The 15,543-nt window shown below is 73.2% G+C and carries 8 protein-coding genes and 3 tRNA genes; 3 read left to right on the plus strand and 8 right to left on the minus strand.

Annotated elements, in window-relative coordinates:
• Nucleotides 1-30: 30 nt before the first annotated feature.
• The 4 genes from OV079_RS07475 to OV079_RS07490 all read right to left on the minus strand — a co-directional run bounded on the left by OV079_RS07475 (nucleotide 31) and on the right by OV079_RS07490 (nucleotide 10,302).
• Nucleotides 31-1,422: an amidohydrolase family protein gene (locus OV079_RS07475; RefSeq protein ID WP_267767087.1), complete on the minus strand. Its 1,392-nt coding sequence runs from the start codon at nucleotides 1,420-1,422 to the stop codon at nucleotides 31-33.
• An 84-nt stretch (nucleotides 1,423-1,506) separates the two neighbouring features.
• Nucleotides 1,507-6,552, minus strand: a complete 5,046-nt coding sequence (locus OV079_RS07480; protein ID WP_267767088.1) for a sensor histidine kinase — start codon at nucleotides 6,550-6,552, stop codon at nucleotides 1,507-1,509.
• Nucleotides 6,553-6,899: 347 nt separating this feature from the next.
• Nucleotides 6,900-8,384, minus strand: coding sequence for an NHL repeat-containing protein (locus OV079_RS07485; RefSeq protein WP_267767089.1), 1,485 nt, complete (start codon nucleotides 8,382-8,384; stop codon nucleotides 6,900-6,902).
• 526 nt (nucleotides 8,385-8,910) lie between these two features.
• Nucleotides 8,911-10,302 (minus strand): DUF4215 domain-containing protein, encoded by a 1,392-nt coding sequence (locus OV079_RS07490; RefSeq protein WP_267767090.1) that lies wholly within the window; start codon nucleotides 10,300-10,302, stop codon nucleotides 8,911-8,913.
• A gap of 787 nt (nucleotides 10,303-11,089) precedes the next feature.
• Here OV079_RS07490 and OV079_RS07495 point away from each other — a divergent pair.
• Nucleotides 11,090-12,190 (plus strand): hypothetical protein, encoded by a 1,101-nt coding sequence (locus tag OV079_RS07495; RefSeq protein WP_267767091.1) that lies wholly within the window; start codon nucleotides 11,090-11,092, stop codon nucleotides 12,188-12,190.
• Complete coding sequence (locus tag OV079_RS07500) at nucleotides 12,187-12,432, plus strand: hypothetical protein (RefSeq protein WP_267767092.1); 246 nt, start codon at nucleotides 12,187-12,189, stop codon at nucleotides 12,430-12,432. Before OV079_RS07495 ends, OV079_RS07500 begins: the two co-directional genes overlap by 4 nt.
• 81 nt (nucleotides 12,433-12,513) lie before the next feature.
• On the opposite strand, the gene OV079_RS07505 is transcribed toward OV079_RS07500, so the two are convergent.
• Nucleotides 12,514-13,554, minus strand: a complete 1,041-nt coding sequence (locus tag OV079_RS07505) for a hypothetical protein (RefSeq protein ID WP_267767093.1) — start codon at nucleotides 13,552-13,554, stop codon at nucleotides 12,514-12,516.
• Nucleotides 13,555-13,644: 90 nt separating this feature from the next.
• On the opposite strand from OV079_RS07505, the gene OV079_RS07510 reads away from it, so the two are divergent.
• Nucleotides 13,645-14,619, plus strand: coding sequence for a polysaccharide deacetylase family protein (locus tag OV079_RS07510; RefSeq protein WP_267767094.1), 975 nt, complete (start codon nucleotides 13,645-13,647; stop codon nucleotides 14,617-14,619).
• Between the two features lie 170 nt (nucleotides 14,620-14,789).
• Here OV079_RS07510 and OV079_RS07515 read toward each other — a convergent pair.
• From OV079_RS07515 to OV079_RS07525, 3 genes are all read right to left on the minus strand, one after another.
• Nucleotides 14,790-14,873, minus strand: a tRNA-Ser gene (locus OV079_RS07515).
• Nucleotides 14,874-14,880: 7 nt separating this feature from the next.
• Nucleotides 14,881-14,964, minus strand: a tRNA-Ser gene (locus tag OV079_RS07520).
• Between the two features lie 41 nt (nucleotides 14,965-15,005).
• Nucleotides 15,006-15,092, minus strand: a tRNA-Ser gene (locus tag OV079_RS07525).
• Nucleotides 15,093-15,543 lie beyond the last annotated feature (451 nt).

Here is a 15,543-nt window from a genome sequence, read left to right on the forward strand (position 1 = left end):
TCGCCCACGAGCGAGGCGACCGCGCGAGCGCTAGTTGCCGGTCGCCGAGGCCTCGAACACCACGGCGCCTTCCTTGACCACCGCGACCACGTCGTGGATGTGCTCGATCTGCGACAGGTCGCCGTCGATCACCACGAAGTCGGCGAGGTAGTTGGGGCGGATCGCGCCGATGCGGTCGTCGGCGCGCAGCAGCCTGGCGGCGTCGGTGGTGGCGGTGGCGAGGGCCTCCATGGGCGTCATGCCGACGTCGTGGACGAACACGTCGAGCTCGCGGGTGCTCTCGCCGAAGGCGGTGTAGAGGGCGTCGGAGCCCATGACGATGGTGACGCCGGCGGCGTGGGCGGCTTTGGCGGTGGCGATGTTGTCGGCGATGAAGGCGTCGAAGGCGGCGCGCTTGTCGGGCGAGAAGCCGAAGCGGTCGATGTTGTCGCGGTAGTAGCGGTTGTGATGGATGGTCGGCACGTAGACGACGCCGCGGGCGCGCATGGTCGCGAGCGTCTCGGGGGACAGCTTGCGCGGGTGCTCGACGCTGTCGGCGCCGGCGCGGACGATGTCGTCGGTGACGGTGCCGAGGGTGTCGTGGACGGCGACGGGGATCCCGTGGGCGTGGGCGATGTCGACGGCGGCCTTGATCTCTTCGTACGAGTAGGTGCGCTCGCCGGTGAGGTCGTCGTCGCTGCCGGTCGAGGCCCACAGCTTGACGACCTTGACGCCGGCTGCGATCTCCCGCCGCACGGTGGCGGCGACCTGCTCGACGCCGTCGGCCTGACCGGGGCGGGTCGACTCCTTGGGGGCCAGGCGCGACGACCACACGCCGTCGCCGGCGCCGAAGATCCGCGGGCCGACGAGCTCGCCGGCCTCGATGCGCGCGGCGGTCTCGAGGTCGAGGTGGTTGTCGGAGCCGAGGTCGCGGATCGTGGTGACGCCGATCGAGAGCAGGGTGCGGCCGTTGGCCTCGACCAGCGGCTGCAGCTGAGCCTTCGACTGGGCGATCTGGAACGGGTCGTGCGGCGCGCGGTCACCCCACGCCGGATCCCAGCAGAACGTGATGTGGGTGTGGGCGTCGATGAGGCCGGGGATCGCGGTGTAGCGGCCGTGATCGACGACCTTGGCCCCGGCGGGCAGCGGCTCGCCGGCCGCGAGCACGCTGTGGAACCGCTTGCCGTCGACGACCACCGCGCCGCCCTCGACGACCTCGTGCGGGGCGGTGACGACGCGGGCGAATTTGTAGACGGTGAGGCCGGACGCGGGGATGTTCGCAGGGACAGGTCGGTCGGGGGCCGACGGCTCGGGCCGGCAGGCGGGGACGACGGCGGCGACCAGGACCGCGAGGCCGACGACGGCCGAGGCGCCCGGCCGCGCGTGCGCGCGAGGCCGGCCACCGGCGCTGTCCGGAGGCCGCAGGCGACCGCGCGAGACCATGCCGGCCGAGGATGCCGGAGGCGCCCCGGGTTGTCGAGCGCTGGGGATGTCGGGTCTCGAGGTGGCAGGGCGTGGGCGTGGGCATCACTCGCGCGGCGCCGGGACTCGCAGGACGAAGGTCGAGCCGCGACCGGGCGCGCTGACGACGTCGATGTCGCCGCCCAGGAGGCGGGCGAACCGGTGGGCCAGCGCGAGGCTGACGCCGCTGCCCTCCTGGGCCCGCGTGGGGGCATCGTCGAGCGGCTGGAAGGCGACGAACAGGCGCGAGAGGTCGCCCGCGGCGATGCCGACGCCGGTGTCGCTGACCCGCAGCTCGAGCCAGGGGTCGACGTCCCGGGCGATGGCGGCGAGGCGGACGGTGACGCGACCGTGCTCGGTGAAGCGGACCGCGTTGTCGACCAGGGTCGAGACGCAGTGGGCGAGCATGGCGGGATCGGTCAGGCACACGAACGGCGCCGGGTCGAGCTCGAGCGCCAGCGCGTCGCGCGCGCGCGCCTCGACCTCGCAGGCCGCCACCGCCTCGCGCACCAGCGCGGCCGCGTCGACGGCCACCCGCGCGGGCTCGACGACGTCGGCCTCGACCCGCGAGAGCTCGAGGATGTTGGTGAGGGTGCGGACCAGGCGCGCGGCGGCGCGGCGGATCTTCTCGGTGTCGCCGTCGATCGCGGCGAGGTCGCCCTCGGCCGCCGACTCGCGGATCAGCTCGGCGTAGCCGAGCACGGCGTTGAGCGGGGTCCGCAGCTCGTGGCTCATGTTGAGCAGGAAGCGGGTCTTGAGCCGATCGGCGCGCACCGCCGCGTCGCGGGCGCGGGCCAGGTCTTCGTAGAGCCGGGCGTTGTCGATCGAGGTGGCGATCTGGGCCGCGAGGTGGCGCAGCAGGGCGAGCCGGCCGCTGCCGAAGGTGTGCGGGGCGAGGTCGTTGTCGAGGTAGAGGACGCCGAGCAGCTCGCCGTGGCCGAGGATCGGCGCGCACAGGACGGAGCGCACGCCGGCCAGCGCGGGGTCGCCGGCGAAGTCGTGGTCGACCTCGGCGTCGCCGAGGACGACGTCGCGGCGGGTGCGGGCGACGAAGTGGACCAGCGACTGCGGGAGACCTGGCTCTTCGGACATGGCCCGAGATTGCAAGACGTCGAGCCGCTCGCGCGCGACGTCGGCAGCGGCGGCGATCTGCAGGCCGCCGTCGCCGGCCAGCAGGACGAAGCAGCGGCGGGCGCCGGCGACCTCGAGGACGGTGCGGACCAGCGCGCGCAAGAGCTTGTCGAGCACGAGCTCGCCGGTGATCGCCCGGGTGCTGCGCAGGAGGGCGGCGACGTCGATGGCCTCGGCGCCGAAGCTGGTGGGCGCGGGGATCGGGGCCGGCGCGGCGACGGGCACGGGGACGGGCGCCGGCGCGGCGAGCCCGGGGAACTCGGCGCGCAGGCGGGCGGCCAGGGCCGAGGCGCCCCAGCGCTCGTAGGCGGCGACGGCTGCCCCGAGGTACATGTGCGAGAGGACATGTGATTGCCGGGCGGCGCAGTGCCGGCCGGCCCGCTCGAGCGCGAGGGCCTCGATCCGCTGGTGACCGGCGCGGCGGGCGGCCTCGACGGCGCGCGGGTAGAGCAGGGCGGCCTGGTCGTGGTCGCCGCGGCAGCGGGCCAGCTCGGCCTCGGCGAGGAACAGCCGGCCCTCGATGTTCTCGCGGCTCAGCTCGGCCCAGCGGCGCAGGTGCCCGAGCCAGCCCAGGGCGCGCCGCTGGTCCTGGCGCGCGAGCGGCTCGCCGCGGGCGGTGAGGACGAGCAGCGGCAGGGTGATCTGATCGATCAGCAGCAGGGCGCCCTCGGTGCGAGCCCAGCGCAGCCGCTTCGACAGCGCGAGTGCCTCGTCGATGGCGCCGTGGTGGTAGAGGAGCGTGAGCTTGGCCAGGTGGTAGACCGAGGCGAGGGCGCGGCTGTGCGGGCCGAGCTCGTCGACGAGGGCGTCCTCGTCGAAGTCGGGGCCGGCGAGCGAGGTGGGGCCGTCGGTCTCGCCGCGCAGGGCCAGGCACAGGCGCACGAACAGGAGGTGCCAGTGGCGCTGATCGAAGCCGGGCATGCCGACGCCGATCGGGGCGTGGGCGCGGCCGCTGGCGAGGAGTTGCTCGACGTCGCCGAGGCCGAGCCAGCGCGCGTGGATGATGCCGACCGAGATGTAGAGCGCCATCGAGGTGGCGCCGAGCCGGGTCGCCTGTTCGAGCTCGCGCTCGAGCCGGGCGACGGTGACCGCGGCGGGCTCGAGCCAGGCGGCGACGTAGACGCCGCAGTAGTTGGCGAGCTGGGGGCCGAGGCGCGGGTCGGCGAAGCGATCGGCGAGGGCGTAGGCGGCGTCCTGCAGGGCCCGCGCGCCGGCGACGTCGCCGAACATGTGGACGTGGGCGAAGGCGTAGAGGGCGACGGCGATGGCCGACTCGCCGATGACGCCGTGGCGCAGGGCGAGGGCCAGGGCGCGCAGGCCGTAGAGGAGCGAGAGGTCGGGCTGGTGGTGGTAGGCGGAGACGCAGATCGTGCAGAGGAGCCGGAGGGCGCAGGCGATGCGGGCGTCGCGGACCTGCGGCAGGGTGGCGAGGTCGCTCAGCGAGGTGCGGCCGCGCAGCCAGCGGACGGCCGCGAGCTCGCGCAGGATCGCCACGCGCGAGGCGCTGGCCGGCACGTGGACGCCGAGCAGGGCCAGGCCGGCGCGCCCGGCCGCGAGCGCGGCGTGGATGCTGGCGCGATCGGTCTCGAGCGCGACCTTGAGGTCGTGGACGGCGGCGCGGTCGACGTCGTCGCGGGCGCGGGCGAGGAGCGGGGCGAAGCGGGCGGCGGCGGCGTCGGGGTCGCCGGCGAAGTGCTCGCACTCCATGCAGTCGCGGGTCAGCGCGAAGGCGAGGTCGTAGTGGGTCGCCCAGGCGCGGTCGGGCAGGACCGCCAGGCCCTGGCGCAGCAGCAGGACGGCGGTGGGGAAGGCGGCGGCGCGCATGGCCTTGCGCCCGGCCGCGAGGTCGAGCTCGGCCAGGCGCAGGCGCTCGGCCGGCGCGACGATCTTGGTGGCCGCGAGGTTGAGGTGGCCGACGATCTCGAAGAGCATGTCCTCGAGGACAGCCGAGTCGGCGCCGCGCAAGAGGCCGCGGCCGAGCTCGAGGTGGAGGCGCTGGCGCTCGCCCGCGGGCAGGCCGGCGTAGGCGGCCTGCTGCACGCGGTCGTGGACGAACTCGTAGACGCCGACGTCGACGGCGACGACGAGGCCGCGATCGATGGCCTGGGCCAGCGCGGCCTCGACGGTGGCGGGGTCGCGGCCGAGCAGGCCGGCCAGGCGCTCGCGGTCGAAGCGGGCGCCGACGCAGGCGGCGGCCTGCAGCGCGGCGCGGACGTGGGCGTCGAGGGCGGCGAGCCGGCGGGTCATCAGCGCGACGATGTCGGCCCCCGGGGCGGCGCGGGCGGTGGCGGCGGCGTCCCAGGCCCAGCCGTCGCGCTCGGGCGACCAGACCAGAAAGCCCTGGTCGAACAGCCAGCGCAGGTAGGCGCGCACGAACAGCGGGTTGTTGTCGGTGTTGGCGGAGACGACCGCGGCCAGCTCGGCGGCCTGTCCTTCGGGCCAGGCGAGCGTCTCGGCGATCAGGCGCTGGACCTGGGCGGCGGACAGCGAGCCGAGGACGACGCGGACGTCGGCCGCGAGGCCGCGCAGCGGGTGGCCGGGGGCGAGCTCGTCGTCGCGGTAGCTGCCGACGAGCAGCAGGTGGTCGAGGCTGGGCTCGCGCGCGAGCTCGTCGTAGAGGCGCAGGCTGGCGGGGTCGGCCCACTGCAGGTCGTCGACGGCGATCACGAGCGGGGCCTGACGACCGGCGAACACGCGCACGAGGCGGGTGACCGCGATGTGGAAGCGGCCGGCGGCCTCGGCGGGCAGGGGGACGCTGGGGCGCGGGCGGGCGCCGAGGACCAGCGCGAGCGCGGGCAAGACGTCGGCGAGGCCGGCCGCGGCGTCGCCGAGGGCGGCGTCGAGGGCGGCGCGCACGGCCGCGAGGCGCTCGTCGGGCTCGGCCAGGGCGCGCCGCAACAATTGGTCGAGGGCCGCGAGCAGGCCGGCGTAGGGGGTGGCCTTCTCGCCCTGCTCGAAGCGCCCGCTGACGAACACGCCGCCGGCCTCGCGCACCGCCCCGGCCAGAGCCCACACCAGCGCCGACTTGCCGGCGCCCGAGGGGCCGGCGACGAGGGCGAGGGCGCGGGCGCCGGCGCGAACACCTGACCAAACGGACAGCAAGCCGGCGAGCTCGCGCTCGCGGCCGAACAGGGTCGCGGGCAGCTGCAGCCCCGGGGGACGATCGCGGGTGGCCGGGACGAAGCGCGGCTGCTCGCCGCGGGCGAAGGCGTCGCGGCAGCGGGCGAGGTCGTGGCGCAGGCCGTCGAGGCTCTGGTAGCGGGCCTCGGGGCTCTTCTCGAGCAGGTGGAGGACGACGCGGGACAACGTGTCCCCGAGGTCAGGTACGAGCGCGACCGGGGCCGCGGGCACGCGCGCGAGGTGGGCGTGCACGAGCTCGAGCGGGTCGTCGCTGGCGAACGGCAGGCGGCCGGTGAACAGCTCGTAGAGGGTGACGCCGAGGGCGTAGTAGTCGCTGCGCGGGTCGACGTCGCGGCCGGTGCGGCCGGTCTGCTCCGGCGACATGTACTGCAGCGTGCCCTCGCCGGCCACGGCGGCGCTGAAGTCGATCAGCTGCACGCGCTCGCCCTCGCCGTGGATGATGATGTTGGCCGGCTTGAGGTCGCGGTGGACGACGCCGGCGGCGTGGACCCGGGCGAGCGCGCCGCAGATCGCGAGCGCGAGGTCGAGGCGCGCCACCAGCGTGAGCGGGCGGCCCTGGCGGAACCGGTGCAGCGAGAGCCCGCCGATGTCGCGCAGGACGAGCACCGGGCAGCCGTCCCAGCGCTCGACGCCGAGGACCTCGGGCACCGCCGGCCCGGCGCAGCGCCGCAGCAGCTCGCCCTCCTGCTGCAGGCGGGCGGTCCCGGCGGCGTCGCTGTACTCGCGCCGCAGCGCCTTGAGGATCACGCGCGCGCCGTCGCGGCGGCGGAAGCCGCGGAACACCTGCGACGTGCGACCGTCGTGCAGCTGCTCCGCGAGCTCGTAGTCGCCGGCGGCCATGTGGGCCCCAGTGTGCCTCGCCGCGGGGACGAACGACACGCGCTCGTGGGGCTCGCTTCCGCGCCCACGAGCCGGCGGCGCGGGCGACCTCGGCCGCTGCGGCGCCGGACGAGGGCTTGTTTCGCGTCGTCGCGGTCCGTCGACGGCGCGTGAGGTCTCGTCGATCGCGTCGCCGGCGCGGCGTCGACGGCCTCGGTGCAGTCGCTGGCGAGCGGGGTGGCGTCGCTAGACGACGGCGGCGCCGGCGAATCATCGCGGCGCCGCGGCTCGGGAGCGGAGGTCGATCGTGACGACGCGTCGTCGCACGCGGCGTCACGGTCGATGTCGGGCGCGGGTGCGCCCCGGCTTCACTGCGGGAGGATGCTCTTCAGCTGGCCGCCCGTCATGTCGGAGTAGACGTAGTGGCTGCCGGGCACCATGACCTGCTGCATCGCCGGCACGTTGTCGGGGTCGATCTTCCACGCCCAGCCGCCCTGGTCGACCAGCCACACGAAGTCCTCGATGTCGACGCTGAGGCCGATCGCGGTCGAGCACGGGTTGGTGTTGTGCTGGGCCACGAGGGTGTTGGTCATGCGGTCGACCTGGGCCAGCGCGCACGGCGAGTTGTTGGCGACCCAGGTGAAGTTCTTGTCGGCCGTGACGCCGCGCCAGCAGCCGGCCTCGGTCCCGGGGATCGCGGTGTACGTCTGCGTGTCGGGGTCGAAGCGGGTGATGGGACCGCAGTTGCCGCCGAACCACGGGTGGCCGTCGGGGTCGACGGTGAAGCCGTACGACTGCACGTTGCCGGGCGGGGTGAAGCGGTCGACGGTGATCGGGTTCTGGTCGGTGTTGACGCGCACGAACTCGCCGCGCAGCGACGAGAACCACGGCTTGAAGTCGGGGTCGAGCGCGGCGCCGTAGGGCGCGAAGCCGCTGCCGTTCCAGCCGGGCACGACGATCGTCTCCTCCACGGTGCCGTCGACCGCGACGCGCACGAGGTGCACGCTGGTCTGATCCTGGGCCATGTAGCCGATCCACACCTTGGGGTCGACGTACTTGCACTGGACCGGATCCCAGGTGCCGGGGGTCCAGGTCACGCCGCGCGGACCGTCGTCCCAGGCGCCGCCGTACGGCCACTGGATCTGCCACAGGATGCACTCGTCCTGGCCCCACGGGCGCACGTCGCCGGCGTTCTGCGAGGTGTCGATCACGCCGCTTCCGTTGGTGTCGACGCAGTCCTCGACGTTGGCCGCGAGCATGGTGCTGCGCCCGGTCTGGCGGTTGTTGACGACGACGTAGCGGCCGTCGGCGCTGACGGCCGTGCGCGAGGCGCTCTCGCCCCCGGGGCCGATCTTGTAGCGCGCCTCCTCGACGAGGGTCTGGGTGTTGACCTTGGCGACGTCGTCGAGGTCCTGGCTGGGGATGAAGATGTAGCTCTTCTCCGCCATGCCCATGCCGCCGGTGTCGCCCGGCCGGCACACGCCGCCGGTGGTCATGCCGGTGCTGTCGGTGCCCGGCCCGGTGGTGGTGTCGGTGGTCGCCGTGCTGGTCGTGGTCGTGTCGGTGCTCGCGGTCGTCGAGTCCGTGGTGGTCGAGGTCGTCGGCCCGACGGTGGTCGTCGTCGGCCCGACGGTGGTCGACATCGTCATGCCGTTCGACATCGACCCGCCGCTGCCGTCGCTGTCGGTCGCGGTGCCGCCGGTCGGCGTCGTGCCCGTCGGGTTGGCGGTCGGGTCGACCGTGCCCTGCGTCATCGTCCCGGAGTCGCTGGCCGTGGTGTTGCCCGAGTCACCGCACCCCGCCAGCCCCGCCGCCACCGCCAGCGCGAGCCACCGCTCGTACGTCGAAGTCATGCGGCGATTGTGCGGAAGGACCGGCGATCCGGCAGCGCCGGCCCCGTGGTTTCTTGCGATCCGTCTTGAGTGGATCCTCTCGTGTCGCGCGCCGAAGAAACCACCCATGCGCACAGGTGCGAGCGAGGGCAACTCCGTGGGGCGGTAGCGCGCGCGGCCGGGGGTGATGACGGCCCGCGAGCCGGCGCTCAAACCTGTCTCTTGGAGCCGGTCGCCAGGATCGTGTCCGCAAGGGCATCCTCGCGCGCGGGCCCGGCGGCCCGGACGGGGCGAACCAGAGCCTTCGGAGGCGCGGCGGCGATCTCCTGGCGGTCGCCGCGGCTGCCGCGCGATCGAGGACAAGTCCGGGGGACTCAGGAGGGGATTCCGGGGCGACGGAGCGACCCGCGATCAGGTGAATGCCGGGCGCCGGCCAGCGAGTTCACCGCCGGCGCCAGGGCGTGGGGTGGATGTCCCGGGGAGCATGCGCGATCGAGCATGTCCACGGGGACATGCCCTCGAGGGCATGTCCCCGCGGGCAGAGCCGTCACATCTTCTCGCAGGCGGTGATGCGGGTGTAGCTGCCGTTGTCGACGCCGTTCCAGTAGGTGCAGTTCATGTCGTTGGCGCAGCCGAGGCACGGGCCGACGTAGCGGTTGTTGGCGCCGTCGTGGAAGTGCCAGGCGTTGTCGCCGCCGCCGCAGGAGGCGGGGTCGCTGCAGCACATCGGGGCCTGGCCGCAGCGGGTCTCGGTGTTGTGGACCTGGCGGTACTTGGTGGTCACGTCGCTGCAGTAGCCCTGGTTCATCCACTCGTCGTAGCTGATCGGCTGCCAGCCGAAGCAGCTGTCGCAGGCGGTGGCCGAGGCGTTGCCGGGGGTGCAGGTGAAGCGGATGCAGCGGCCGCCGGCGGTCATGCAGCCGGCCTCGCCCCAGCAGTCGTTGCCGCACGCGAGCGTGCAGTCGGCCTCGCAGCCGTCGCCGCCGACGACGTTGCCGTCGTCACACTGCTCGGCGCCGGCCTGGACGAAGCCGTCGCCGCACTCGGCGGTCTTGCAGGCGGCGCACGCGTCGGTGTTCACGTCGTTGTCGTCGTCGCACTCCTCGACGCCGGCCTGGACGACGCCGTCGCCGCAGCTGGCGGCGACGCAGGTCGAGAGGCAGGCGTCGGTGTCGACGTCGTTGCCGTCGTCGCAGGCCTCGACGCCGGCGTGGACGAAGCCGTCACCGCACTCGGCGGCGAGGCAGGTCGAGGGGCACTCGTCGGTGTCGTCGGCGTTGCCGTCGTCGCAGTCCTCGACGCCGGCGTGCACCGCCCCGTCGCCGCAAGTGGCGACCATGCAGGTGGCGAGGCAGTCGTCGGTGTCGTCGTCGTTGCCGTCGTCGCAGGCCTCGCCGTCCTGCAGCACGCCGTCCCCGCAGCTGGCGAGCGCGCACATCGAGCTGCAGTCGTCGGCGTCGTCGCCGTTGCCGTCGTCGCAGGCCTCGACGCCCTCCTGGACGATGCCGTCGCCGCACACGGCGTCGGCGCACGCGGCGGTGCAGGCGTCGGTGTCGACGGTGTTGCCGTCGTCGCAGGCCTCGCCGGGGTCGACCTTGCCGTCGCCGCAGCTGGCCGCGAGCGGGACGCACATCTCGTCCTCGCACACGAGGCCGTCGCCGCAGGCGCCGCCGTCGCACGGACAGCCCTCGTCGCCGGCCGGACACGCAGGTCCGGTGGTCGTGCCCGGATCGGTGGTGGAGGTCGAGGTCGAGGTCGAGGTCGAGGTCGTGCCGTCGGAGGTCGGTACGGCGGTGGTGGGCTCGGCGGTGGTGTCCGGGGCGGTGGTGCCCGGAGCGGTGGTGGCGTCGCCGGCGGTGGTCGAGGCGTCGGTCGCCGAGGGATCGAGGGTGCCGCCGCCGCTGTCGCTGCAGGCGGAGAGGAGCAGGGAGAGCGTCAAAATCGCAAGAATTCGCGGGGCGCTTGGCAGTCGCATCCTGTCGGTGTTACCGGACGGGTCCCGCTCGCACAGCGCCCGCAGAGGGGGTCGGGGCGCTCGTGCGTGCGAGTGCGAGGCGCAGCGCGAACGCTGTCCCGCGGGCCAGGAGACGGTCGGCGAGTCGACGCGCGAGGAGCGAGCGTCCGCGCGGGCAGGCGTCTTCGCGGCGAGGTCGGCACCGCCGCGGCGGACCGGCCCCCGCGCCGGTGCGGCCGAGGTGGTGAAAAGATCACGGAGGTCATGTTTGATAGGACATGTCTTCAAGGACATCTCGTAGAGGTCGACGCGAGCGGGCAGCGAGCGCGGCGCCCCCGCTCGAGCGTCGCTGGCTCGACGGTCTCCCCGAGAGGCGAGGACGGGGGCGCGCGGCCGGGAGTTTGGGCGGCGCGAGGGCGGGGCCGCGCTCGGCTCCGCGGCAAGGCGAAAAAATATCTAAAAAGACATGTCGGGAAATCCGCGGTCGCGGCGGGCGGCCCGTGCGGGCTCCGCGGTGCTCCTGGCCGGCGGGGCGCCGGGCGGAACATGTCCGAAGGAGCATGTCGTGATTCGCCCGGACGCGCGGACGCCTCGTGAGTTCGATCGAGGCGGCGGAGGGCGATGGACCTGTCAGGAATTCGGCGGACCGCGAGGTCCGTCGAATCGACGGGAATAGCGCGCGCTCTCGGCGTGAGCAGGGCCGACGCGCGGGTCGATGCAGGTCCGATGGCGGTCCTTGGCCCGCGCGCCCGGCCGATGCTTACTGACGAGGATGTCAACGCATTCACTCCCCTATGCGTGCCTCGTCGTCGTGTTGGGATCGCCGGCGTGCGGGCCGTCGACCCTCGATTCGGGCTCCGAAACTCAGAGCTCCACGGACGACGCGGGCTCGACCGCGACGACCTCGAGCTCGAGCCAGCCGCCCGATCCGACCACCGACGCGCCGACCAGCGAGGCCGACCCGACGGGCACGCCCGACACGACCACCGGCGAACTGCCCGACACGACCACCGGCGAGCCGATCGACTGCCCGAAAGGACAGACGCCGTTCGCCGCCCGCTGGGCGACCGTGGTCCAGCAGCCCGAATTCAAGGACTGGGGCGTCGAGGGGATGGCGGTGCGGCCCGACGGTCAGATCGCGCTGCTGGGTGCGTTCGATACCGAGGAGGGGCCGCGCGGCTACGGGGTGATTCTGCTGTCGAAGGACGGCGAGCTGCTCGGCACCCACGTGGGCCCGCTTCGCGCCGAGAGCCCCGTCCTCGCCGGGATCGCGCCGGACGGCGCGGACGGGTGGGTGGTGCTGGGCGGCTGGCTCGCAGACACCCCGATGCCGCCGTTCCTCGGGCGCTTCGCGGGCGACGGCGGGTTCATCGAGGAGGTCGCGCCCGGCCTGCCGCACGACGTCTGGGACGCGAAGCTGGGGATGCTCGACACGCCGGTGCTGTTCGGCCGCAACTTCATCGACGACACGCTCATGGCGGTGGGGACGAAGATCGCCGCCGACGGGGTCGGCTCCGACTGGACTGTGGTGATCGATCCGTCGCCGATGGGCTTGCCGCTGGCGATCGCCAGCGACGAGGTCGGCCAGGTGCTCTTCGTGTCGGGCCCCGGGTCCGGCGACGGCGAGCTCGGGCGCACGTCGTCGACAGCGCGGGCGAGCCGGTGTGGTCGCGGACGATCGAGGCGCCGCTCTCCGGCCTGGTGCATGACGCGGTCGCGTTCCCCGGCGGCTGGGCGGTGCTGCGCGGCGGAGGTTCGGTCGGGCCGGTCCGGCTGCTGGCGCTGGCGGCGGCCGACGGCGCGACGTTGTGGGACGCGGAGGTGGCCGCGGACAACGAGGAGGGCCCGCCGCGGGCGACTCGCGTCCACGTGATCGGCGATCGGTTGACGCTGCCGGTGGTCCGCACGCTCGACTTCGAGGAGCTGAACGGGCCCCACACGGTCGCGGCCCACCGCCTGGGGTTCGACGGGGCGCCGATCGACGAGACGCCGCTGTGGGAGGCGACGCTGCTCACGAGCCAGTACGGGATCGCCAGCGCCGTCGGCGCGTGCGGCGAGCTGGTGACCATGTCGTCCGGCGACCGGCGCGTCCGCGTCGGCGCCTACGTACCCTGAGGCCGGATCGAGCCGGGAGGTCCCGAGGACATGCTCGAACAAACATGTCCTTCGGGGCATGTCTTTGGAGCATGATGAGGTTCAGCCGACCGGCGGCGGGAGGGTGTCGCACGACAGCTGGATCAGGGCGAGCGCCTGGTCGAGGGCCTGGGCCAGGTCGCCCTGGCAGATGTCGCCCAGCATGCCGTTCGGGACCATCGAGGTGAAGGCGTGCAGGGTCGGGGCCGCGTCGGCGCTGCCGAAGACGGAGTCGCAGGAGACGTCCTTCGGGCCGGCGATGGTGACGACGACGTAGCGCTGCTCGCCGCCGGTGAACTTGTCGAGCGCGGCCTTGGTGCCGGTCGGGGTGGTGGTGGAGTTGTCGACGTCGTCGTCCTCGTCGGTCAACAGGACGATCACCAGCAGCGAGGCGTCGCCGCGGTAAAACCCCTCGTTGACGCCGCCAGGGGCCGCCTTGGCCAAGAACATCTCGATCGCGTCGAGCGGCCGCTCGCGCCCGAGGTCGGTGCAGAGGTTGCAGCTGGACTTGGGGTCGGGCGCGACGCAGCTGAAGGTCGCGGCGACCGAGGGGTCGGGGCCGTCGATCCACAGCTTGCCGCCCATGTCGCAGTCGTCGTCGAACAGGTTGTCGCCGTCGAACAGGGCGCCGTCGAGGCCCATGCTCGACTTGCCGGCCTTGTTGGCGACGATCGAGGAGTTGGTGACGCCGAGGCGGTAGCCGACGGCCTCGTTGCCGGGGTCGCCGACGTAGGCGTCGAGGACGCTGACGAAGGAGGGGAAGTTGGCGTCGAGGTTGGCCTTCTCCTCGTTCATCGAGGCCGAGATGTCGACGACGAACAGGACGTCGATGTACTCGCAGCCGGCCTCGAACAGCGGGCCGAAGTCGGCCGAGGCGGCGAGGTCGAGCTTGACGGCCTCGGTGCCGCCGCCGACGCCGTCGTCGGTGGTCCCGGAGCCGTCGCCGGTGGTCAGCAGATCTTGCAAGGTGCCGTCGCCGGTGCCGTGCATGACCGTGGTGATCCCGACGGTGGCGCTCGCGCCGGCTCCGCCGCCGTGGTCGCCCACGCAGGCGCACAGGAGCGACGAGAGCGACAGGGCGAACGAGGCGAGGCGAAGCTGCATGAGCTGTTCTTATCGCCGATGCCACGGACCGCACGCGGGCAACGTGCACGGCGTCTCAATCGCGAGGGCACGGCCTGGTATGGTCGCGCGGTGCTTGTCGGAGCCCGTGTCGCAGCCCTGCTCACCCTCGTGATCGCGTGCACGCCGACGCAGGCGCCGGTGGTGGCGCCCGCGAGCGCGCCGCCGGACACGCCCGCGGTGGCGGTGACGTTCGACGACCTGATCGTCGGCGGCCGCGACCTCGAGCCCGCGCGCACGGAGGCGATGACGCGGGCGCTGCTCGGGCACATCCGCGACGGCGCGGTGCCGGTGGTGGGGTTCGTCAACGCGGCGAAGCTGATGGACGGGCCGGCGAAGGCGGAGCGCCTGAAGATCTTGGGGCTGTGGACGGAGGCGGGGCTGAAGCTCGGCAACCACACGTTCTCGCACCCGTCGCTGCACGCGACGCCGACGACGGCGTACGAGGAGGACATCGTCCGCGGCGAGCCCGACATCAAGGCGCTCAACGCGACGCTGGGGCTGGGGCTGCGGTGGTTCCGCCACCCGTACCTGCACACGGGCACGTCGCTGGAGGTGCGCGCGGAGATCGACCGCTTCCTCGCGGCGCGCGGCTACACGGTGGCGCCGGTGACGGTCGACAACTCGGACTGGCTGTACAACTTCGTCTACACCGACGCGAAGTCGCGCGGCGACGAGGAGACGATGGGCCGCGTGGGCGAGGCGTACGTGGCCTCGATGGAGGCGGCGCTGACGTTCCACGAGGGCGCGACCGAGGCGCTGTTCGGCCGGCCGATCCGCCACGTCCTGCTGCTGCACGCCAACGAGCTCAACGCGGCGTACTTCGACGACGTGGTCGCCATCTACCAGCGCCGCGGCTATCGCTTCATCACGCTCGACGAGGCGCTGACCGATCCGGCCTACGGTGAGGCCGACCGCTTCACCGGCAACTCGGGGGTGTCGTGGCTGTACCGCTGGGACTGGACGCGCGGACGCAAGCAGGTCGACTGGAAGACGGAGCCGTCGCCGCCGGCGTTCGTGCAGCAGCTGTTCGACGCGAGCCAGTGAACCCACCGGCGCAGCCGGAGGTGGCGCGCGGGCCGCCGGCGATCCCGATCACGCCGATGTTCGGCGAACGCGATGCAGGGCGCCGCCGTCGAGCCGACCGCGCCCGCCGCCGCGAAGATGCACAGAAACGGCGCGACATCGCGGCCGCGCCGCGGTGGTGCCGACAATCACGGAAGAGACAGGAATCGAACCTGCTACGGTGTTACCCGCGACGGTTTTCGGGACCGTTTGCCAAACCAAATGGCCGCTCTCCCCAATGCGCGGAGCGGGAGGGATTCGAACCCCCGCAGGCTTGCGCCCTCCAGCTTTCCAAGCTGGTGTCCTAGGCCGCTGGACGACCGCTCCGAATGGACAATGTGTAACTCGCGGCTCGTGGCGAAGAGCGACGGAAGGAGCGCGGATCGAACGCGCGCGGGTTTTCAGGCCCGTCCACGGGTTAGCACCCCGGAGCCTTGCCTCTCGGCCATCCTTCCATAATGCGCACGAGCCCCGAATGACCCCGGCACACCCGCGATTGCCAATCGCAGGAGTGTCGGCGCCGGACGGGAGCTCGCGGGGCCTTTTCCGCTCGGTCGCGCGCGAACGCAAGAGCGAGGGAAGAGGCCCGCGAAACACCCGCGGAGGAGCCCTGTGCCGCCTTTCGAGCCGCTGACGCGTGAGCGCCGGGCGGCGCTCACGCTAGCGTGACGGCGAACTGGAGCGCCCGAATCCGCTGACGGATCGAGGACTCCGGGTCCGGTCGCTGCGACGAGGGAACATGCGGACGATTTATCATGGGTGCGTCCGGTCGTCAAGCGACCCATCGCATAATTCGTCGTTGACGGGCGCCGGGCGAATTGCAGCAGCGCAATGATGGTGAGGGCGGTCCGCACTGTGGTGATTCGCCCGGACGAGGACCGCGAGGCTTCGGCCCCGCGGCGCGCG

The sequence above is a fragment of the Nannocystis pusilla genome (assembly GCF_026626665.1).
GTDB classification, from domain to species: domain Bacteria; phylum Myxococcota_A; class Polyangia; order Nannocystales; family Nannocystaceae; genus Nannocystis; species Nannocystis pusilla.